We start from the raw sequence: 19,109 nt of genomic DNA, 5'->3' as shown, positions 1-19,109 counted from the left end.
CACTGTTGATTGCCATGCCCTCGGCAACTCGACGCCGTCGAGCGCACAAAGGTGATCACGGGAATCAGCAAACACCCGGCCCGATCGATGTTCACATCGAAAAGAATCGCCGTCATATCAACGATCCTTGATCGAAATTACGGTTCCTGGTATACAGAGCGGAATTCTACCGACAAGATCTGGATCACTCACAGCGTTGTGAGCCGGAGGCACCAGCCCCGGAACACGTATGATCGCTGCGGGTTTCGGGGTCCACACGGATTCCGGAGGAGATTCGTGATGATTTCCCGCCCGCAGACCACGCCGGTGACGTCACGGGAGAGCGACGATTCGCTCACCGACACTGTCGTCTGGCCCGATCCCAGCCCGCTGACCGCCTGGTGGCAGCAGATCATGCAGACCCCCGCCGAGCACCCCGTCCCGCCCGTCGCCGGCTAGATAACCGGCGGATATCCAGCGGCCCACCGGATTCCGGCGGGCCTAGCCCTGCGGCGCTGCCGCCACGGTCAAGGTGACGGGGGTGTTCGCGGCCACCGCCGTGCCCGGATCCGGTGTTTGCCCGGTGATCGTCCACGGCGTGGTGAAACTTCTCGGATCGTGCATCACGTCGTGTCCGTCGGCGGTGGCCACGCCGGTGATGGCGTAGCACAGTCCCGCACCCACGACGGTGGCCGCCAGCGGCTGCCCGCGGAAGTCCGGGATCGGCTGCGGCCAGCCCTGTGCGGCACAGCGGACGGCCGCCTTCACGGCGGTCGTCGTGGGTGTGGCGCTGCTCGACGACGGCTCGGTGGTGGACGAATCGGGCGCTGCCGCAACCGAACTCGGGGCCGCCGCCACGGTGGCCGGAACCTGTGCGGGCGAACCCGCGGCGACCGGCGGCCGGGAGGTTGCCGAGACACTGTGGGCCGCACCGGAATCGCCGCATCCGGCGACGGCGGCGAGGACGGTCACGAAAACGACCGAGACGGGCACGATCACGGCGGGGCGGCGCATGGAAGTCCTTGTCGTGGTGGGTGGGCGGCACGCTGCGCCACGCACCCTATAGCCGCAGCGGCGCGCCCGTGCGCCGGGGTCCCCCGCTCACCGTCGCGGCAACCTCGGAGGACACCGCGCGCCGGCGATTGCCCGGCGACATACCGGCCGCGGCGCCGGTCGGAGGAGAGTCGGCGACCGCCGACCGGAAATACACCGGCCGCCTCGCGGCCGGAAAATCCGCCGCGGCCTGCGGCGAATTTTCCGGATGCGGGCGGCGGTGTTTTCCGGCTCGCCCGCCGGAACTTTTCACACGTGGTCGGCGGAGGTCCGCACACGGTACGACGACCAAATCGGGCGGTGAGGTCCGAGGGACAATGCACATCCCGGACCCCACCCGATCTGCGGTGTCGTCCACCGCGAGCCTGCGAATCGAACGTCCGCCCATCGAAATAATGCGCTCACCGACGGCCTCACCATTGATTATCGGTGTTACGAGCTGATGAAATTCGCGCTCAGCCCTGGAGGTAGTGCACGAGCTGCTCGCGCTCGGTCTGCAATTCCGAGATCGCGCTCTTCACCACATCGCCGATGCTGACGATGCCGACCATCCGGCCGTCGCGCAGCACCGGCAGATGCCGGATGCGGTGCTCGGTCATCGTCGGCCGCAGGCTCTCCACGTGGTCGTCCGGCGAGCAGGTGTGCACTACCGCGGTCATGATGTCGGCGACCGGGCGGTCCAGCAGGGCCGCGCCGACCTTGTGCAGCCGCCGCACGATGTCGCGTTCGGACACGATGCCGTCGAGCGTGCCGCCGCCCCGGGACACCACCACCGCTCCCACATTGCGCTCGGCCAGCAGTCCGAGCAGTTCGCGTACCGTCGCCTCCGGCACGATGGTCACGACATCCGCGCCCTTCCGGCGCAGGATCTCCGAGATACGCATCGTCATCGCCCTTCCTCGTCGCCCCTTCGCGTATGTACAAATATCTCGCGTTCCGAGCCCGCTGAACAGGCCCGATTCCACTCCGGCGGGGTCGCGGGCGGCCCTCGGCGCGCGGCGCGCTGGGCGAACCTGACCCCGCGCGGGCCGCCGCGGACGTAGCATGCGAAAGGTGGCCGATGCGAACCGTTCCGCCGCGGTGCGGGTGCTGGTGTATTCGAGCGACGCCGATACGCGCCGCCAGGTGACGACCGCCCTGGGCCCGCGCCCACGGGCCGATCTACCACCGTTCGACTATCTGGAAGTGGCCACCGCCGCGGTGGTGCTCGAGCAGCTCGACGCCGGTGGCATCGACCTGATCGTGCTCGACGGTGAGGCCGCGCCCACCGGCGGGCTCGGGCTGGCCAAACAGCTCAAGGACGAAATCGCTTCCTGCCCACCGATTCTGGTGATCACCGCGCGGCCCGACGACGCCTGGCTGGCGAACTGGTCGCGCGCGGAGGCGGTGGCCTCGCACCCGATCGATCCGTTCCGGCTGGCCGAGGCGGCCGCCACCGCGCTGCACAGCCGCTCCGCCGCCTGAGATTCCCCGTTCGACACCGCCGCCACGCTCGTGGCGGCGGCGCCCGCGCGCGTACCACCGCGAACCGTCCGGCCGTCCGGTTCGCGCCGATTGCGCCGTTTTCGTCATAAGTGACTGTCCGGTATTCGATCAAATGCCGGGGCGAAAGCACAGGTATCCATAACGATCGGCTGTAGGCTGTGCCGTAGCTCACATGAGAGCATCCGGTGATATGAATCCCCGCACCCTCTGCTGAGCACACCTCGAGGCGCGACTGGCCCCGGCAGACGACGACGTCAGCCCGCCTCGGCAGCTGCTGCCGTCACACCGCCGTCGAGGAGAGAGGTAACGCAGTTGTGAATACCGAGGTGCCCACGCTCGTGCTCGGCGCCGTCGCCGCGGCGTTCGGACTGGGATCCCTGGTCCTGGCCACCGTCATCGGCCCCCGCCGCCACAACCGGGCCAAACTCGAACCCTACGAATGCGGTATCGAGCCCACCCCGCACGCCATCGGTGGCGGTCCGGGAAATGCTGCGGGACAACGCTTTCCGGTGAAGTACTACCTCACCGCGATGCTCTTCATCATCTTCGACATCGAGATCGTGTTCCTGTACCCGTGGGCGGTACACCTCGACGCGCTCGGCGTGTTCGGGCTCGTCGCGATGGCGCTGTTCCTCTTCAACGTCTCGGTGGCGTACGCCTACGAATGGCGGCGCGGCGGATTGAGCTGGGACTGATCACGACAGGGAAGTGGGTGGGTTCGGCATGGGTCTCGAGGAGAAACTGCCCAGTGGTTTCCTGCTGAGCACGGTCGAACAGTTCGCCGGCTATCTACGCAAGGGCTCGCTGTGGCCCGCGACGTTCGGGCTGGCCTGCTGTGCGATCGAGATGATGGCCACCGGCGCCGGGCGATACGACCTCGCCCGGTTCGGTATGGAGGCGTTCCGCGCCTCGCCGCGGCAGGCGGATCTGATGATCGTCGCCGGCCGGGTGAGCCAGAAGATGGCGCCGGTGCTGCGCCAGGTGTACGACCAGATGACCGAGCCGAAATGGGTGCTGGCCATGGGGGTCTGCGCCTCGTCGGGCGGGATGTTCAACAACTACGCGATCGTGCAGGGCGTCGACCATGTGGTGCCGGTCGACATCTATCTGCCCGGCTGCCCGCCGCGGCCGGAGATGTTGCTGCACGCGATCCTGAAGCTGCACGAGAAGATCCAGCAGATGCCGCTGGGCGTGAACCGCGAGGAGGCGGTGCGGGCCGCCGAGGCGGCCGCGCTGGCCTCCACCCCGACCATCCAGATGAGGGGGCTGCTGCGATGACCTTCGACACTCCGGACCGGACCGGCGATTCCGGTGGCGGTGCCGCTCAGGCCGCGGAAGAGCCTGCGGGCCAGGCGAATTCGGCCGCCGGACCGGCCGAGGGCGGCGACGAGGTGATCGGCCTGCGGCACGGCATGTTCGGCGTCAGCGGCAGCGGCGACACCTCCGGTTACGGCGGCCTGATCCGCACCGTGAACCTGCCCGGCGGCACCGCGCCGCCGTACGGCGGATACTTCGACGAACTGGTCGACCTGCTGCGGAAGGCATTGCCGGAGAAGGAGTTCGGTCTCGCCATCGAGAAGGTCGTGGTGTTCCGCGACGAGCTGACCCTGCACGTGCACCGCGATCGTCTGGTCGCGGTGGCCCGGGCGCTGCGCGACGATCCGGCGCTGCGGTTCGAGCTGTGCCTCGGCGTCAGCGGCGTGCACTATCCCGACGACGCCGGCCGGGAACTGCACGCGGTGTACCCGCTGTTGTCGATCACGCACAACCGGCGGGTGCGGCTCGAGGTGTCGGCGCCCGACGCCGATCCGCGGATCCCGTCGCTGTACGCGGTGTATCCCACCACGGACTGGCACGAGCGCGAGACCTACGACTTCTTCGGCATCCTGTTCGACGGTCATCCCGCCCTGACGCGGATCACGATGCCCGACGACTGGCGTGGCCATCCCCAGCGCAAGGACTATCCGCTCGGCGGGATCCCGGTCGAGTACAAGGGCGCGCGTATCCCGCCGCCCGACCAGCGGAGGGCGTACAGCTGATGAGCGACATCGATACCCGGGGTGACCAGCGCAACCCCGCGGACGCGACGCCGGAGCGTACCGTGACCGTCGTCGGCCAGGACTGGGACGATGTGCGACAGTCCCTCGACGGGGTCGCCGAGGAGCGCATCGTCGTCAACATGGGCCCGCAGCATCCGTCGACACACGGGGTGCTGCGGCTGATCCTGGAGATCGAGGGCGAGACCGTCACCGAGGCCCGCTGCGGCATCGGCTATCTGCACACCGGCATCGAGAAGAATCTCGAATTCCGCAACTGGGTGCAGGGTGTCACCTTCGTGACCCGGATGGACTACCTGTCGCCGTTCTTCAACGAGACGGCGTACTGCCTGGCGGTGGAGAAGCTGCTCGGCATCACCGACGCTGTTCCCGAGCGCGCCACCGTGATCCGGGTGCTGCTGATGGAACTCAACCGCATCTCCTCCCATCTGGTGGCGCTGGCCACCGGCGGGATGGAACTGGGCGCGCTGACGCCGATGCTGTTCGGGTTCCGGGAGCGGGAACTGGTGCTCGACGTGTTCGAGACGATCACCGGCCTGCGGATGAACCACGCCTTCATCCGGCCCGGCGGCATTGCCCAGGACCTGCCCGGCAACGCGGTGAGCGAGATCCGGGACCTGTTGCAGCTCATGCCGAAACGGCTGCGCGACCTGGAACGGCTGCTCAACGAGAATCCGATCTGGAAGGCCCGCACCCGCGGCGTCGGCTACCTGGACCTCACCGGCTGCATCGCCCTGGGCATCACCGGCCCGATGCTGCGCTCGGCCGGGTTACCGCACGATCTGCGCAAGTCCCAACCCTATTGCGGCTACCAGGATTACGAGTTCGACGTGATCACCGACACCGGATGCGACTGCTACGGCCGCTACCTCATCCGGGTGGAGGAGATGAAGCAGTCGCTGCGCATCGTCGAACAGTGCCTGGACCGGCTGCGGCCGGGCCCGGTCATGGTGGACGACAAGAAGATCGGCTGGCCCGCGGATCTGCAACTGGGTCCCGACGGGCTGGGCAACTCCCCCGCGCACATCGGCCGCATCATGGGCACCTCGATGGAGGCGCTGATCCACCACTTCAAGCTGGTCACCGAGGGGATGCGGGTGCCGGCGGGCCAGGTGTACGCGGCGGTGGAATCGCCGCGCGGGGAACTCGGGGTGCACATGGTGTCCGACGGCGGCACCCGCCCGTACCGGGTGCACTACCGGGACCCGTCGTTCACGAATCTGCAAGCGGTGGCGGCGATGTGCGAGGGCGGCATGGTCGCCGACGTGATCGCGGCGGTGGCCAGTATCGACCCGGTGATGGGCGGAGTCGACCGATGACGAGCGGAGCGCAGCGATGAGTTCGGAGATCTTCGTACCCTTGACCCCGCGGACGCAGCCGTACCCGAAAGCGGTGAGCGACCGGCTCGCCCTGGACGCCAAGCAGATCGTCGACTGCTATCCGCAGCCGCGCTCGGCGCTGCTGCCGCTGCTGCACCTGGTGCAGGCCGAGGACGGGTACGTCACCGGCGCCGGAATCCGGTTCTGCGCCGACCGATTGGGCCTGACCGAGGCCGAGGTGGCCGCCGTCGCCACCTTCTACACCATGTACCGCCGCACCCCGACCGGCGAATTCCATGTCGGCGTCTGCACCAACACGCTGTGCGCGGTGCTCGGCGGCGACGAGATCTACGCCGCCCTGAAGCGGCATCTGGGTGTCGAACACGGCCAGACCACCGACGACGGCAGCATCTCCCTCGAGCACATCGAGTGCAACGCGGCCTGCGACGCCGCCCCCGTGGTGATGGTGAACTGGGAGTTCTTCGACAACCAGACCCCTGCCACCGCCACGGAACTCGTCGACGCGCTGCGCGCGGGCCGCCCGGTGACCAGCAGCCGCAGCGCCGCCCCGCTGTGCACCTTCCGGGAGACCGAGCGCATTCTGGCCGGATTCCCGGACGAGCGACCGCAGGCCAACGACGGACCGCTGGGCCCGGAGTCGCTGGCCGGGCTGGCCGCCGCCGACGCCGCACCGGACCAGGGCGGCCCGCGATGACGCTCACCCCGGTCCTGAGCCGGCACTGGGCCGAACCGCAGCCGTGGACGCTGGAATCCTATCGGCGCCACCAGGGTTACCGGGCCCTGCCGAAGGCGCTGCGGATGAGCCCGGACGAGGTCATCGCCACGGTGAAGGACGCCGGGCTGCGCGGCCGCGGCGGCGCCGGCTTCCCGACCGGCATGAAATGGGGCTTCATCCCGCAGGGCGACGGCAAACCGCACTACCTGGTGGTCAACGCCGACGAGTCGGAACCCGGTACCTGCAAGGACATTCCGCTGCTGCTGGCCACCCCGCACACCCTGGTCGAGGGCGTGATCATCGCCGCCTACGCCATCCGCGCCGCGCACGCGTTCATCTACGTGCGCGGCGAGGTGGTGCCCGTGCTGCGGCGGTTGCAGACCGCGGTCCGGGAGGCCTACGACGCCGGCTATCTCGGCCGCGACATCCTCGGCTCCGGTTTCGATCTGGAGCTGATCGTGCACGCCGGGGCCGGCGCGTACATCTGCGGGGAGGAGACGGCGCTGCTGGACTCGCTGGAGGGCCGCCGCGGCCAGCCCCGGCTGCGGCCGCCGTTTCCGGCCGTCGCGGGCCTGTACGCCTGCCCGACCGTGGTCAACAACGTGGAGTCCATCGCCAGTGTGCCGTCGATCCTCGCCGAGGGGGTGGACTGGTTCCGCTCCTTCGGCACCGAGAAATCGCCGGGCTTCACCCTCTATTCGCTGTCCGGGCACGTGACCCGGCCCGGCCAGTACGAGGCCCCGCTGGGAATCACGTTGCGCGAGTTGCTCACCCACGCCGGTGGGGTGCGCGCCGGGCACGAGCTGAAGTTCTGGACCCCCGGTGGCTCCTCGACGCCGATCTTCACCGACGAACATCTGGACGTGCCACTGGATTACGAGAACGTGGCCGCGCACGGCTCGATGCTGGGCACCAAGGCGTTGCAGATCTTCGACGACACCACCTGCGTGGTGCGAGCGGTGTTGCGCTGGACGGAGTTCTACGCGCACGAGTCCTGCGGTAAGTGCACGCCCTGCCGGGAGGGCACCTACTGGCTGGTCCAGCTGCTGGAACGGCTGGAGGCCGGACAGGGTAGCGAGGCCGATCTCGACACGCTCACCGACATCGCCGACAACATCAACGGCAAGTCGTTCTGCGCGCTCGGCGACGGCGCGGCCAGCCCGATCTTCTCCTCGCTGAAGTACTTCCGCGGGGAGTACCTCCAGCATCTGGCCAGTGGGCACTGCCCCTTCGATCCGGCCCGGTCCACGGCCTGGGCCGGGACCGGCAGTACCGCACCGGAATCCGCCGCCACGACCGAAGGGATCGCCGGATGACCGCGACCGTGAGCACCGGCGCAGGCGGCGGGGTGACCCCCGCCGAGCTGGTGAGCGTGACCATCGACGGCACCACCGTCAGTGTGCCGCCGGGCACCCTGCTGATCCGGGCCGCCGAGCTGATCGGCGTGCAGATCCCCCGGTTCTGCGACCATCCTCTGCTCGACCCGGTCGGCGCCTGCCGGCAGTGCCTGGTCGAGGTGGAGGGGCAGCGGAAACCGGTGGCGTCCTGCACGATTCCCGTCACCGAGGGAATGATCGCGCACACCCAGCTCACCTCGCCCGTCGCCGGGAAGGCGCAGGCGGGGGTGATGGAACTGCTGCTGATCAACCATCCGCTGGACTGCCCGGTCTGCGACAAGGGCGGCGAATGCCCGTTGCAGAATCAGGCCATGTCGGCCGGTCGCGCCGAATCCCGCTTCGAGGGCGAGAAACGCACCTACCCCAAGCCGATTCCGCTGTCGTCCGCGGTCCTGCTGGACCGGGAACGTTGCGTGCTGTGCGCGCGCTGTACCCGGTTCTCGGAGCAGGTCGCCGGTGATCCGTTCATCGAACTGATGGATCGCGGTGCGCTGCAACAGGTCGGCACCCCGTCGTCGATGGGCCTGGCCGCGCCGGGCGAGGAGATGTTCGACTCCTACTTCTCCGGCAACACCGTGCAGATCTGCCCGGTCGGCGCGCTGACCGGCAGCGCCTACCGGTTCCGGGCCCGCCCGTTCGATCTGGTGTCCAGCCCCGCGGTGTGCGAGCACTGCGCCTCCGGCTGCGCCCAGCGCACCGACCATCGGCGTGGAAAGGTGTTGCGCCGCTTGGCCGGTGACGATCCGGCGGTCAACGAGGAATGGAACTGTGACAAGGGCCGCTGGGCCTTCGCCTACGCCTCCGAGCCGGATCGGCTGACCACCCCGCTGATCCGGGACTGGGACGGCGAACTGGTCCCGGTCTCCTGGCCGGAGGCGCTGGCCCGTGCCGCGGAGGGACTGGCCGCGGCACACGGCGACGCGGGTGTGCTGGTCGGCGGGCGGGCCACGGTCGAGGATGCCTACGCGTATACCAAGCTCGCGCGAATCGCGTTGCACACCAACGATATCGACTTCCGGTCCCGGCTGCACTCGGCGGAGGAGGCCGACTTCCTGGCGGCCCGGATCGCGGGCCAGGGCCAACTGATCGCCTACGCCGATCTGGAATCCGCGCCGGTGGTGCTGCTGGTGGGCTTCGAGCCGGAGGAGGAGTCGCCGATCGTGCACCTGCGGCTGCGCAAGGCCGCCCGCAAGCGCGGCCTGCCGATCCACGCGCTGGCCCCGTTCGCCACCCGTGGCCTGCGCAACCTCTCCGGGCGCCTGCTCGCCACCGCCCCCGGCGGCGAGGCCGCGCGACTGGACGCGCTGCGCACCGACGACCTCTCGGATCTGGGCCGGTTACTGCGGGAACCGGGTGCGGTGATCCTGGCCGGGGAGCGGCTGGCCGGAATCCCCGGCGCGCTGTCGGCGGCGGCCCGGCTGGCCGACGACACCGGCGCGGCGCTGGCCTGGATCCCGCGCCGGGCCGGGGAACGCGGCGCACTGGAGGCCGGCGCGCTGCCGGACCTGCTGCCCGGCGGGCGGCCGCTGGCCGATCCCCGTGCCCGCCAGCAGGTGAAGAACGCCTGGAACATCGACGAACTGCCGGTGACCCCGGGCCGCGACACCACCGCGATCCTCGCCGCCGCAGCGCATCTGGGCGCACTGGTGATCGGCGGTGTGGAACTCGGCGATCTGCCCGACACCGCCGCCGCGCTCGCCGCCGTCGACGCCGCCCGCTTCGTCGTCAGCCTGGAACTGCGCCGCACCGCGATCACCGACCGCGCCGACGTGGTACTCCCGGTGGCCTCGGCGATGGAGAAGGCCGGCACCTTCCTCACCTGGGAGGGCCGGCCCCGCCCGTTCGAGCCCGCGCTCGCCGACGCGACGGTGCGCCGCACGGCCGCGCCGCTGGCCGACCACCGGGTGCTGCACGCGCTGGCCGCCGAACTCGGCATCGATCTCGGTGTGCCCGATATCGCCTCGGCCCGAACCGAACTCGCCGAGCTGGGGGTCTGGGACGGGCTGCCGATCGCGACGCCGTCGGTGCCGCCGCCGGCCGCCGCGGATCCGGCGGCGGGCACCGCGGTGCTGGCGGGCTGGCGCATGCTGCTCGACCGCGGCCTGCTCCAGGACGGCGAACCCGGCCTGGCCGGCACCGCCCGCCCGGCCACGGTCCGGCTGTCACCGGCCACCGCCGCCGAAATCGGCGCTGCCGCAGGCGATCCGGTGCGGGTGAGCACCGACCGCGGCGCGATCGTGCTGCCGCTGACGGTCACCGACATGCCCGACCGGGTGGTGTGGCTGCCACTGAATTCACCCGGGTCGGTGGTGTACGAGCAACTCGCCGCCGCCCCCGGTCATCTGGTGCGCATCGGACGGGAGGACGACGGTGAGTGAGGTCTTCGGCCACGATCCGTGGTGGCTGGTGGTGGTGAAGTCGGTCGCGGTGTTCGTGTACCTGCTGCTCATCCCGCTGCTGGCGGTGCTGATCGAACGCAAGATCGTCGCCTACATGCAGATGCGGGTGGGGCCCAACCGGGTCGGGCCGCGCGGCAGCCTGCAATCGCTGGCCGACGGCGTGAAGATGTTGCTCAAGGAGGACATCGTCCCGGCGATCGTCGACAAGCCGATCTTCGTCCTGGCCCCGGTGATCGCGCTGATCCCGGCGGTGATGGCGTTCGCGGTGATCCCGCTGGGCCCGGAGGTGTCGGTGTTCGGCACCCACACCCCGCTGCAACTGACCGATATGCCCGTCGCGGTGCTGTACATCCTCGCCATGGCCTCGGTCGGCGTGTACGGCATCGTGCTGGCGGGCTGGGCCTCCGGGTCGACGTATCCGCTGCTGGGCGGGCTGCGGTCGACGGCGCAGGTGATCTCCTACGAGATCGCGATGGCGGCCTGTTTCGCGGCGGTGTTCCTGCTGTCGGGCACCATGTCCACCTCCGGGATCGTCGCCCACCAGTGGGGCACCTGGAACGTCTTCCTGCTGCTGCCGTCGTTCCTGATCTACGCGGTGTCGATGGTCGGCGAGACCAATCGGGCCCCGTTCGACCTGCCCGAGGCCGAGGGCGAACTGGTCGGCGGCTTCCACACCGAGTACTCGTCGCTGAAGTTCGCGATGTTCATGATGGCCGAGTACATCAACATGGGCACGGTGTCGGCGCTGGCCAGCACGCTGTTCTTCGGTGGCTGGCACGCGCCGTTCCCGATCAACCTGTGGCACGGCGCGAATGCGGGCTGGTGGCCGGTGCTGTGGATCACGCTGAAGATCTGGACCTTCCTGTTCGTGTTCATCTGGCTGCGCGGCACCCTCCCGCGACTGCGCTACGACCAGTTCATGAATCTCGGCTGGAAGCTGCTGATTCCGGTGTCGTTGCTCTGGGCGATGATCGTGGCGACGCTGAAGGTGTTGCAGGACAACGGATATCACGTGCAGACCGCCGGTCTGGTGGGTGGCGGGATCGTGGTCTCGCTGCTGCTGATCGGGGTCGCGCTGCGTGCCGGTAAGGCCCGTGGCGTCACGGAACCGCCTGCTGCCGAGTCGGTGTCACCCTATCCGGTGCCGGAGCTGCCGGACACCCCGGCCCCGGAACCCGCGAAATCCGGGCTGCTGGATCCGCTGGCCGGTTTCGCGGTCACCGCGGCCACCATGTTCAAGAAGCCCAACACCGAGTTCTATCCCGAGGTGAAGACGCCGACCGCACCGCGCTATCACGGCCGCCACCAGCTCAACCGGCATCCCGACGGGCTGGAGAAGTGCATCGGCTGCGAACTGTGCGCCTGGGCCTGCCCCGCCGACGCCATCTACGTCGAAGGCGCCGACAACACCGAAGAACAGCGATTCTCCCCCGGCGAGCGCTACGGGCAGGTCTACCAGATCAACTACCTGCGCTGCATCGGCTGCGGCCTGTGCATCGAGGCGTGCCCGACCCGAGCGCTGACCATGACCAACGAATACGAACTGGCCGACGACAATCGCGGCGACCTCATCTACGAGAAGGACCGGCTGCTGGCGCCGCTGGCCCCGGGCATGACACCGCCGCCGCACGCGATGGCTCCCGGCGCCACCGAGGCCGACTACTACCTCGGCACGGTCCCGGATGCGGAACAGCCTGCGCCCGAGGAGAATCCGGCCCCGGCTGGTGGAGGTGTGCGATGACGACGGAGCTGGCGGAGAACGCGGCCCGGACCTCCGGCGGGGAGGCGGTGCTGTTCTGGGTGCTCGCGGTGGTCGCCGTGACCGGGGCGCTGGGCACGGTCTGGTCGCGCAAGGCGGTGCATTCGGCGCTGTGCCTGGCCGGCACCATGATCTCGCTGTCGGTGTTCTACATCGCCGAGGACGCGTTGTTCCTGGGCATCGTGCAGATCGTCGTGTACACCGGCGCGGTCATGATGCTGTTCCTGTTCGTGCTGATGCTGGTGGGTGTCGATTCGGCGGAATCGTTGCGGGAGACGTTGCGCGGGCACCGGATCGCGGTGCTGCTGGTCTCCGTCGGCTTCGGATTGCTGCTGATCTCGGCGATCTCGCGCGGGGTCCGCGACGACTCGGTGGCGCAGACCGGTCCGGGATTCACCGCCGATCCGATCGGTGCGCTGGCCGAACTGCTGTTCATCCGCTACGTGTGGGCCTTCGAACTGACCGGGGCGCTGCTGATCACCGCCACCCTCGGCGCGATGGTGCTCGCGCACCGGGAACGGTTCGGGCCGCGCACCGATCAGCGGGAACTGTCGCAGCGCCGGTTCCGGGAGGGGCATCGGGTCACGCCGCTGCCGACGCCGGGGGTGTACGCCCGGCACAACGCCGTCGACTCGCCGGCCCGGCTGCCGGACGGCTCGTTCGCCGAACTGTCGGTCAGTTCGATTCTGCGGCAACGCAAACATCGCGCCCATACCGAGGCCGCGGTCGCCGGTGTCGGTACCGCCCCTGACGAGGAAGGCTCACGGTGAATCCGGACAACTATCTGTATCTGTCCGCCCTGCTGTTCACCATCGGCGCCGCCGGTGTGCTGGTGCGGCGCAACGCGATCGTGGTGTTCATGTGCATCGAGTTGATGCTGAACGCGGTGAACCTGGCGTTCGTCACCTTCGCCCGGGAACACCACAACCTGGACGGTCAGGTGTTCGCGTTCTTCACGATGGTCGTGGCCGCCGCCGAGGTCGTGGTGGGGCTGGCGATCATCATGACCATCTTCCGCGCCCGTCGGTCGACCTCGGTCGACGACGCCAACCTGCTGAAGTACTGACATGGGTAGCGCGGATCAACTCTGGTTGCTGCCGGCCCTGCCGCTGGCCGGCGCGATGCTGCTGTTGTGCACCGGGCGGGTCACCGACCGGTGGGGTCACTGGCTGGGCTGCCTGACGGCGCTGGCGTCGTTCGGGGTCGGGGTGTGGGCGTTCACGGACATGCTCGGCCGCGACGCCGCCGATCGGGGCTTCTACCACAGCTTCTTCAGCTGGGTGCCGGTCGCCGGGCTGCACGCGGACTTCGCGTTGCAACTGGATCAGCTGTCGATGTGCTTCGTACTCTTGATCACCGGGGTCGGATCGCTGATCCACCTGTACTCGGTCGGGTACATGAAGCACGATCCCGGGCGGCGGCGGTTCTTCGGATTCCTGAACCTGTTCCTCGCGGCCATGCTGGTGCTGGTGCTCGCCGACAACTACCTGGTGCTGTATCTGGGCTGGGAGGGCGTCGGTCTCGCCTCGTATCTGCTGATCGGGTTCTGGTTCCACAAGCCGTCCGCGGCGGCGGCCGCGAAGAAGGCGTTCGTGGTGAACCGGGTCGGCGACATGGGCCTGGCGATCGCGCTGTTCGTCATGTTCGCGACCTTCGGATCGGTCGACTTCCACGGCGTCTTCGCCGGAGCGCCGCACGCGGGCACCGGCACGCTGACCGCGATCGGACTGCTGTTGCTGCTCGGCGCCTGTGGCAAATCCGCGCAGGTGCCGTTGCAGTCCTGGCTCGGGGACGCGATGGAGGGCCCGACCCCGGTGTCGGCGCTGATCCACGCGGCCACCATGGTCACCGCCGGGGTCTATCTGATCGCCCGCTCGAATCCGATCTTCGATCTCGCGCCCGGGGCTCGCGCGGGCGTACTGGTGGTCGGCGCGGTCACCCTGCTGTTCGGCGCGGTGATCGGCTGCGCCAAGGACGACATCAAGAAGGCGCTGGCGGCGTCCACCATGAGCCAGATCGGCTACATGGTGCTCGCCGCCGGGCTGGGACCGGCCGGGTACGCGGTGGCGATCATGCACCTGCTGACCCACGGCTTCTTCAAGGCCGGACTGTTCCTCGGCGCGGGCTCGGTGATGCACGCGATGGACGAGGAAACCGATATGCGCCGCTACGGCGGCCTGCGCAAGGTCATGCCGATCACGTTCGTCACCTTCGGACTCGGTTACCTGGCGATCATCGGGGTGCCGCCGTTCGCGGGCTTCTTCTCCAAGGACCGCATCATCGAGGCGGCGTTCGGCTACGGCGGGCCCGCCGGGACCACGCTCGGGGTGGCGGCACTGCTCGGCGCCGGGATCACCGCGTTCTACATGACCCGGGTGATGCTGCTGACCTTCTTCGGGCCGCGACGCTGGGCCGAGGACGCGCATCCGCACGAGGCGCCGGTGAGCATGACCGGGCCGATGATCCTGCTGGCGCTCGGCTCGGTCTGCTCCGGTGGCCTGCTGGTCTACGGTTCGTCGCTGGTGAACTGGCTGAAACCGGTTGTCGGCGAAGAACATCCGGAGGGCAGCCTGCCGTCCTGGGCGGTGACCACGCTGGCGCTGGTGGTGGTGGCCGCCGGCGTCGCGGTGGCCTACCGGCAGTACGGGCGGCGCGAGGTGCCGGTGGCGGCTCCGGAGAACGTGTCGGCGCTGACGGTCGCCGCCCGCCGGGATCTCTATGGCGACGCCGTCAACGAGGCGGCGTTCATGCGGCCCGGACAGTATCTGACCCGGTCGCTGGTATTCGTCGACACCCGCGGCATCGACGGCCTGGTGAACAGCACCGCCGCCCTGATCGGCGGCTTGTCGGCCCGGATCCGCCACGTGCAGACCGGTTTCGTGCGCTCGTACGCCCTGTCCATGTTGACCGGCGCGGCCCTGGTGGTCGCCGCCCTGCTGGCGGTGAGGTTGCTGTGAACGAGTTTCCTTGGCTGACGACGCTGTGGGTGCTGCCGCTGGCCGGTGCGGTCGTGGTGGCGGCGCTGCCGGCGGGCCGGCGGACCGCGGCGCGCTGGACGGGGCTGGCGTTCGCGCTGGCCACGCTGGCGATCGGGATCGTGGTCGCGGTGCGGTTCGAACCGGGCGGGGCGCAGTACCAGCTGGTCGAATCACACCGGTGGATACCGGCTTTCGGAGCCGGGTACCTGCTCGGCGTGGACGGCATCGCGCTGGTGCTGGTGCTGCTGACGGCCGGTCTGATGCCGTTGCTGCTGCTGGCCGGGTGGAACGACGACGTGAGCGGTGCGGCCGGCGGCGGGGCCCGGGTGTCGCACATCTACGTGGCGCTGATGCTGGTGGTCGAGTCGATGGTGCTGATCTCGTTCACCTCGCTGGACATCCTGCTGTTCTACGTGTTCTTCGAGGTCATGCTGATCCCGATGTACTTCCTGATCGGCGGGTTCGGACCGCGCGGGGACAATGTGGCGCTGCGGCAGCAGCGGGCCCGCGCGGCGGTGAAGTTCCTGCTGTACAACCTGTTCGGCGGGCTGATCATGCTGGCGGCGGTGATCGGGTTGTACGTGGTCACCGCCCGGCAGCACCTCGGCGGCGGCATGGCCGGCGGGGCCGGCAGCGGCACCTTCGATTTCCGGGCGGTGGTGGCCGCGGCCAACTCCGGTCAGCTGGGCGCCGGGCCCGCGGTGCTGAACGCGCTGTTCCTCGGCTTCATGTTCGCCTTCGCGGTGAAGGCGCCGCTGTGGCCGCTGCACACCTGGCTGCCCGATGCCGCGGTGTCGGCGACCCCCGCCGGGGCGGTGCTGATGATGGCGGTGGTCGACAAGGTCGGCACCTTCGGCATGTTGCGCTACTGCCTGCTGCTGTTCCCTGCTGCCGCTTCGACCTACGCGCCGCTGATCAGCGCGCTGGCGGTGATCGGCATCGGGTACGGCGCACTGCTGGCGATCGGGCAGACCGATGTGATGCGGCTGATCGCCTACACCTCGATCTCGCATTTCGGCTTCATCATCCTGGGCATCTTCGCGATGACGAATCAGGGTGGGGCCGGGGCGACGCTGTACATGGTCAATCACGGCATCTCCACCGCGGCGCTGTTCCTGGTCGCGGGATTCCTGGTGTCGCGCCGGGGAACTCGCGCGATCGCGGCGTTCGGCGGGGTGCAGAAGGTGGCGCCGGTGCTGGCCGGTTCCTTCCTGATCGCCGGGCTGGCCACGCTGTCGCTGCCCGGTCTGGCGCCGTTCGTCAGCGAATTCCTGGTGCTGGTGGGCACTTTCACCCGCTATCCGGTGGCCGCGGTCTGCGCGACCAGCGCGCTGGTGCTGGCGGCGCTGTACGTGCTGTGGCTGTACCAGCGGATGATGACCGGGCCGGTGCGCGCGGGCAACGAGAAGTTGCGGGATCTGCTGCCGCGGGAACTGGTCGTGGTGGTGCCCTTGCTGGCGGCGTTGCTGGTGCTGGGCGCCTATCCGAAACCGGTGCTGGATCGCATCGATCCGGCGGTGGCGTCGACGCTCACCACCATCGGTAAACACGATCCGGCACCGGCGGTCCCGCAACCGGAGGCCGTGGCGAACCAGGGAGGTGTGCGATGACCGGCCAGCTGCTCGCCGCGGTGGTGCCCGCCCCGTCGATCCAATATCGGGATCTGTCACCGATGCTCATCGTGTTCGGCGTGGCCGTCGCGGGGGTGCTGGTGGAGGCGTTCCTGCCGCGCGCGTGGCGTTACTCGCTGCACCTGCTGCTCGGGCTCGCGGGACTGGCGGTCGCGTTCGGCGCGGTGATCGGGCTCGCCGGCACCCGGACCACCGCGATGGCCGGTGCGGTCGCGATCGACGACGTGACGCTGTTCCTCCAGGGCACCATCCTGGTGGTGGCGGCGCTGAGCCTGCCGCTGATCGCCGAACGCGGGATCGCACCCCGGCTGGCGCGGGTGCGGCGCGACGGTCCGGGCGCGTGGAGCCGGGCGGCCGCGGGCGGCGCCGCGGTGATCGACCCGTTCACCGCGCAGGCCGCAGCGGTGCCGGGCAGCACCGACGAGGTGGCCGCCGAGCGCGCGGGTTTCGCCACCACCGAGGTGTTCCCGCTGGCGCTGTTCGCGGTCGCCGGGCTGCTGCTGTTCCCGGCCGCGAACGATCTGCTGACCATGTTCGTGGCACTGGAGGTGCTGTCGCTGCCGTTGTACCTGCTGTGCGGGCTGGCCCGGCGGCAGCGGTTGCAGTCGCAGGAGGCGGCGCTGAAGTACTTCCTGCTGGGCGCGTTCTCGTCGGCGTTCTTCCTCTACGGCATGGCGCTGCTCTACGGCTACGCGGGCACCGTGCGGTTCGACGGCATTGCGGATGCGGTGGCGCGGGACTCGAATTCGAAGACGCTGGCGGTGCTGGGCCTGGCGATGCTCGCCGTCGGGCTGCTGTTCAAGATCGGCGCGGTACCGTTCCAGGCGTGGGTCCCGGACGTGTACCAGGGCGCGCCGACCCCGATCACCGGCTTCATGGCCGCCGCCACGAAGATCGCCGCAGTCGGTGCGTTGTTGCGCGTGCTGCAAATAGCGGTGCCGGGCATCCGCGACGACTGGCGGCCGATCGTGGCGGCGGTCGCGATCGCGACCATGGCGGTCGGCGCGGTCATGGCCGTCACCCAGACCGATGTGAAGCGGATGCTGGCGTATTCGTCGGTGGCCCACGCCGGTTTCATCCTCACCGCCCTGGCCGGGATCAGCACCGGCGGCACCGGCTATTCGCGCCCCGCGTCGGCGGTGCTGTTCTACCTGGCCGCCTACGGCATCAGCACGGTCGGCGCCTTCGCCGTGGTGACCCTGGTCCGCGACCGGGCCGGTGCGGAGGCCACCGCGCTGCAAGCCTGGGCCGGGCTCGGCCGCCGCTCCCCCTGGCCGGCAACGATATTCGCACTGTTCCTGCTGTCCTTCGCGGGCATCCCGCTGACCAGCGGCTTCGTCGGCAAGTTCGCGGTGTTCTCGGCCGCCTCCGCCGGTGGCGCGTCCGCCCTGGTGATCGTCGGCGTCATCTGTAGCGCGATCGCCGCGTTCTTCTACATCCGGGTGATCGTGCTGATGTTCTTCACCGACGCCCCGGCGGACGCACCCGTGGTGGTGACCCCGCCCATCTCGACGGCCGTGGTCGTCGTGACGGCGGCGGCCACCCTGCTGCTGGGCATCACGCCCCAGCCGCTGCTGGACCTGGCCGACAAGGCCGCGGTTTTCGTGCGCTGAGTGCCGGTCGACACGGTGTGCCCCGGGCGAATGCGTCCGGGGCACACCGCTGTCCACCGTCATCGGAGACGGGCACAATCAGGGGTCCGGGAACATCGACGAGAAAAGTCACGCTGGGGAGTTACCGCATAGAGCAGCTCGCTATGTGCGGTGACCTTCGAGTCGTCCTGGCGCGACGCCTGGTCGAACAGCGCCTCAGCGCCGGACCCCCGCGCAACTGTGTCGACCCCGGGTCAGGACGTTGTTGGCGCCACGGTCTGCGGGGTGTCGATATCGGTGACCTCGAGACGTTCTCGGCGGAGTCGTTCCCGACCCCACTCGCCGAGTGGGCGGAGGGCCTCGTTGAGGGAGGTACCTGCGTCGGTGAGGGAGTATTCGACCTTCGGTGGCACTTCCGCATAGACCTTGCGGTGGACGAGACCGTCTTCCTCCATCTGGCGCAGATGCTGGGTGAGCATCTTCTCGCTGACCCCCGGCAGCGCGCGGCGCAGTTCGGCGAAGCGACGGGTGCCGTGAGCGTGGAGCTCCCACAGGACCAGGCCTTTCCACTTGCCGCTCACGACGTCCAGCGCGGCGTCGATGCCACAGATGTACGGTCCCGACCTCGGTCCCTTTGCCACGACTGCCTCCTCACTAACCAAACAGTAAGTACCGAAGTAAATAGTGGGTACTTTCCAATACCGGTGTCGCTGTCCAGCATGGA

General features: G+C 69.2%; 18 protein-coding genes. 15 read left to right on the top strand and 3 right to left on the bottom strand.

Annotated features, from left to right (window positions below; translation table 11 throughout):
- The first annotated feature begins 276 nt into the window (after positions 1-276).
- Positions 277-438, top strand: coding sequence for a hypothetical protein (locus LBW94_RS05535; protein WP_225060753.1), 162 nt, complete (start codon positions 277-279; stop codon positions 436-438).
- Between the two features lie 42 nt (positions 439-480).
- Here the strand turns inward: LBW94_RS05535 and LBW94_RS05530 are convergent, their stop codons facing one another.
- Both LBW94_RS05530 and LBW94_RS05525 read right to left on the bottom strand, forming a co-directional pair.
- Complete coding sequence (locus tag LBW94_RS05530) at positions 481-993, bottom strand: PASTA domain-containing protein (RefSeq protein ID WP_225060754.1); 513 nt, start codon at positions 991-993, stop codon at positions 481-483.
- Between the two features lie 494 nt (positions 994-1,487).
- On the bottom strand, positions 1,488-1,916 hold the full coding sequence (locus LBW94_RS05525; RefSeq protein ID WP_225060814.1) for a CBS domain-containing protein: 429 nt from the start codon (positions 1,914-1,916) through the stop codon (positions 1,488-1,490).
- Positions 1,917-2,076: 160 nt separating this feature from the next.
- On the opposite strand from LBW94_RS05525, the gene LBW94_RS05520 reads away from it, so the two are divergent.
- From LBW94_RS05520 to nuoN, 14 genes are all read left to right on the top strand, one after another.
- On the top strand, positions 2,077-2,496 hold the full coding sequence (locus LBW94_RS05520) for a hypothetical protein (RefSeq protein ID WP_225060755.1): 420 nt from the start codon (positions 2,077-2,079) through the stop codon (positions 2,494-2,496).
- Positions 2,497-2,831: 335 nt separating this feature from the next.
- Complete coding sequence (locus LBW94_RS05515; RefSeq protein WP_225060756.1) at positions 2,832-3,212, top strand: NADH-quinone oxidoreductase subunit A; 381 nt, start codon at positions 2,832-2,834, stop codon at positions 3,210-3,212.
- A gap of 28 nt (positions 3,213-3,240) precedes the next feature.
- On the top strand, positions 3,241-3,795 hold the full coding sequence (locus tag LBW94_RS05510; RefSeq protein ID WP_225060757.1) for a NuoB/complex I 20 kDa subunit family protein: 555 nt from the start codon (positions 3,241-3,243) through the stop codon (positions 3,793-3,795).
- Positions 3,792-4,556, top strand: a complete 765-nt coding sequence (locus LBW94_RS05505; protein ID WP_225060758.1) for an NADH-quinone oxidoreductase subunit C — start codon at positions 3,792-3,794, stop codon at positions 4,554-4,556. The genes LBW94_RS05510 and LBW94_RS05505 overlap by 4 nt, the downstream gene beginning before the upstream one ends.
- The gene (nuoD, locus tag LBW94_RS05500) at positions 4,556-5,893 is read left to right on the top strand and encodes an NADH dehydrogenase (quinone) subunit D (RefSeq protein WP_225060759.1); all 1,338 of its coding nucleotides are present in this window, start codon (positions 4,556-4,558) and stop codon (positions 5,891-5,893) included. Before LBW94_RS05505 ends, nuoD begins: the two co-directional genes overlap by 1 nt.
- 16 nt (positions 5,894-5,909) lie before the next feature.
- Positions 5,910-6,608: an NADH-quinone oxidoreductase subunit NuoE gene (gene nuoE / locus LBW94_RS05495; RefSeq protein WP_225060760.1), complete on the top strand. Its 699-nt coding sequence runs from the start codon at positions 5,910-5,912 to the stop codon at positions 6,606-6,608.
- The gene (gene nuoF / locus LBW94_RS05490; protein ID WP_225060761.1) at positions 6,605-7,945 is read left to right on the top strand and encodes an NADH-quinone oxidoreductase subunit NuoF; all 1,341 of its coding nucleotides are present in this window, start codon (positions 6,605-6,607) and stop codon (positions 7,943-7,945) included. Before nuoE ends, nuoF begins: the two co-directional genes overlap by 4 nt.
- On the top strand, positions 7,942-10,404 hold the full coding sequence (locus tag LBW94_RS05485; RefSeq protein ID WP_225060762.1) for an NADH-quinone oxidoreductase subunit G: 2,463 nt from the start codon (positions 7,942-7,944) through the stop codon (positions 10,402-10,404). Before nuoF ends, LBW94_RS05485 begins: the two co-directional genes overlap by 4 nt.
- Positions 10,397-12,166 (top strand): NADH-quinone oxidoreductase subunit NuoH, encoded by a 1,770-nt coding sequence (gene nuoH / locus LBW94_RS05480; RefSeq protein WP_225060763.1) that lies wholly within the window; start codon positions 10,397-10,399, stop codon positions 12,164-12,166. Before LBW94_RS05485 ends, nuoH begins: the two co-directional genes overlap by 8 nt.
- Positions 12,163-12,954 (top strand): NADH-quinone oxidoreductase subunit J, encoded by a 792-nt coding sequence (locus LBW94_RS05470; RefSeq protein ID WP_225060764.1) that lies wholly within the window; start codon positions 12,163-12,165, stop codon positions 12,952-12,954. The genes nuoH and LBW94_RS05470 overlap by 4 nt, the downstream gene beginning before the upstream one ends.
- Positions 12,951-13,250, top strand: coding sequence for an NADH-quinone oxidoreductase subunit NuoK (gene nuoK / locus LBW94_RS05465; RefSeq protein ID WP_019926335.1), 300 nt, complete (start codon positions 12,951-12,953; stop codon positions 13,248-13,250). The genes LBW94_RS05470 and nuoK overlap by 4 nt, the downstream gene beginning before the upstream one ends.
- Before the next feature lies 1 nt (position 13,251).
- Entirely contained in the window at positions 13,252-15,141 is a 1,890-nt protein-coding gene (gene nuoL, locus LBW94_RS05460) for an NADH-quinone oxidoreductase subunit L (RefSeq protein WP_225060765.1), read from the top strand.
- Positions 15,138-16,772 carry an NADH-quinone oxidoreductase subunit M gene (locus LBW94_RS05455; protein ID WP_225060766.1) on the top strand — a complete coding sequence of 545 codons (1,635 nt, stop codon included), beginning with the start codon at positions 15,138-15,140 and terminating at the stop codon, positions 16,770-16,772. Before nuoL ends, LBW94_RS05455 begins: the two co-directional genes overlap by 4 nt.
- On the top strand, positions 16,769-18,406 hold the full coding sequence (nuoN, locus tag LBW94_RS05450) for an NADH-quinone oxidoreductase subunit NuoN (RefSeq protein ID WP_225060767.1): 1,638 nt from the start codon (positions 16,769-16,771) through the stop codon (positions 18,404-18,406). The genes LBW94_RS05455 and nuoN overlap by 4 nt, the downstream gene beginning before the upstream one ends.
- Before the next feature lie 233 nt (positions 18,407-18,639).
- Here the strand turns inward: nuoN and LBW94_RS05445 are convergent, their stop codons facing one another.
- Positions 18,640-19,026, bottom strand: a complete 387-nt coding sequence (locus LBW94_RS05445; protein WP_225060768.1) for a winged helix-turn-helix transcriptional regulator — start codon at positions 19,024-19,026, stop codon at positions 18,640-18,642.
- Between the last annotated feature and the right edge of the window lie 83 nt (positions 19,027-19,109).

This window comes from Nocardia sp. alder85J (genome assembly GCF_020176955.2).
Classification (GTDB): domain Bacteria; phylum Actinomycetota; class Actinomycetes; order Mycobacteriales; family Mycobacteriaceae; genus Nocardia.
This window is presented reverse-complemented; position numbering and strand designations above follow the sequence as displayed.

Coding starts and splice junctions, on each gene's coding strand:
- LBW94_RS05530 (WP_225060754.1), bottom strand. CDS start 993: ATGCGCCGCCCCGCCGTGATCGTGCCCGTCTCGGTCGTTTTCGTGACC.
- LBW94_RS05525 (WP_225060814.1), bottom strand. CDS start 1,916: ATGCGTATCTCGGAGATCCTGCGCCGGAAGGGCGCGGATGTCGTGACC.
- LBW94_RS05520 (WP_225060755.1), top strand. CDS start 2,077: ATGCGAAAGGTGGCCGATGCGAACCGTTCCGCCGCGGTGCGGGTGCTG.
- LBW94_RS05510 (WP_225060757.1), top strand. CDS start 3,241: ATGGGTCTCGAGGAGAAACTGCCCAGTGGTTTCCTGCTGAGCACGGTC.
- LBW94_RS05505 (WP_225060758.1), top strand. CDS start 3,792: ATGACCTTCGACACTCCGGACCGGACCGGCGATTCCGGTGGCGGTGCC.
- nuoD (WP_225060759.1), top strand. CDS start 4,556: ATGAGCGACATCGATACCCGGGGTGACCAGCGCAACCCCGCGGACGCG.
- nuoE (WP_225060760.1), top strand. CDS start 5,910: ATGAGTTCGGAGATCTTCGTACCCTTGACCCCGCGGACGCAGCCGTAC.
- nuoF (WP_225060761.1), top strand. CDS start 6,605: ATGACGCTCACCCCGGTCCTGAGCCGGCACTGGGCCGAACCGCAGCCG.
- LBW94_RS05485 (WP_225060762.1), top strand. CDS start 7,942: ATGACCGCGACCGTGAGCACCGGCGCAGGCGGCGGGGTGACCCCCGCC.
- LBW94_RS05470 (WP_225060764.1), top strand. CDS start 12,163: ATGACGACGGAGCTGGCGGAGAACGCGGCCCGGACCTCCGGCGGGGAG.
- nuoL (WP_225060765.1), top strand. CDS start 13,252: ATGGGTAGCGCGGATCAACTCTGGTTGCTGCCGGCCCTGCCGCTGGCC.
- nuoN (WP_225060767.1), top strand. CDS start 16,769: ATGACCGGCCAGCTGCTCGCCGCGGTGGTGCCCGCCCCGTCGATCCAA.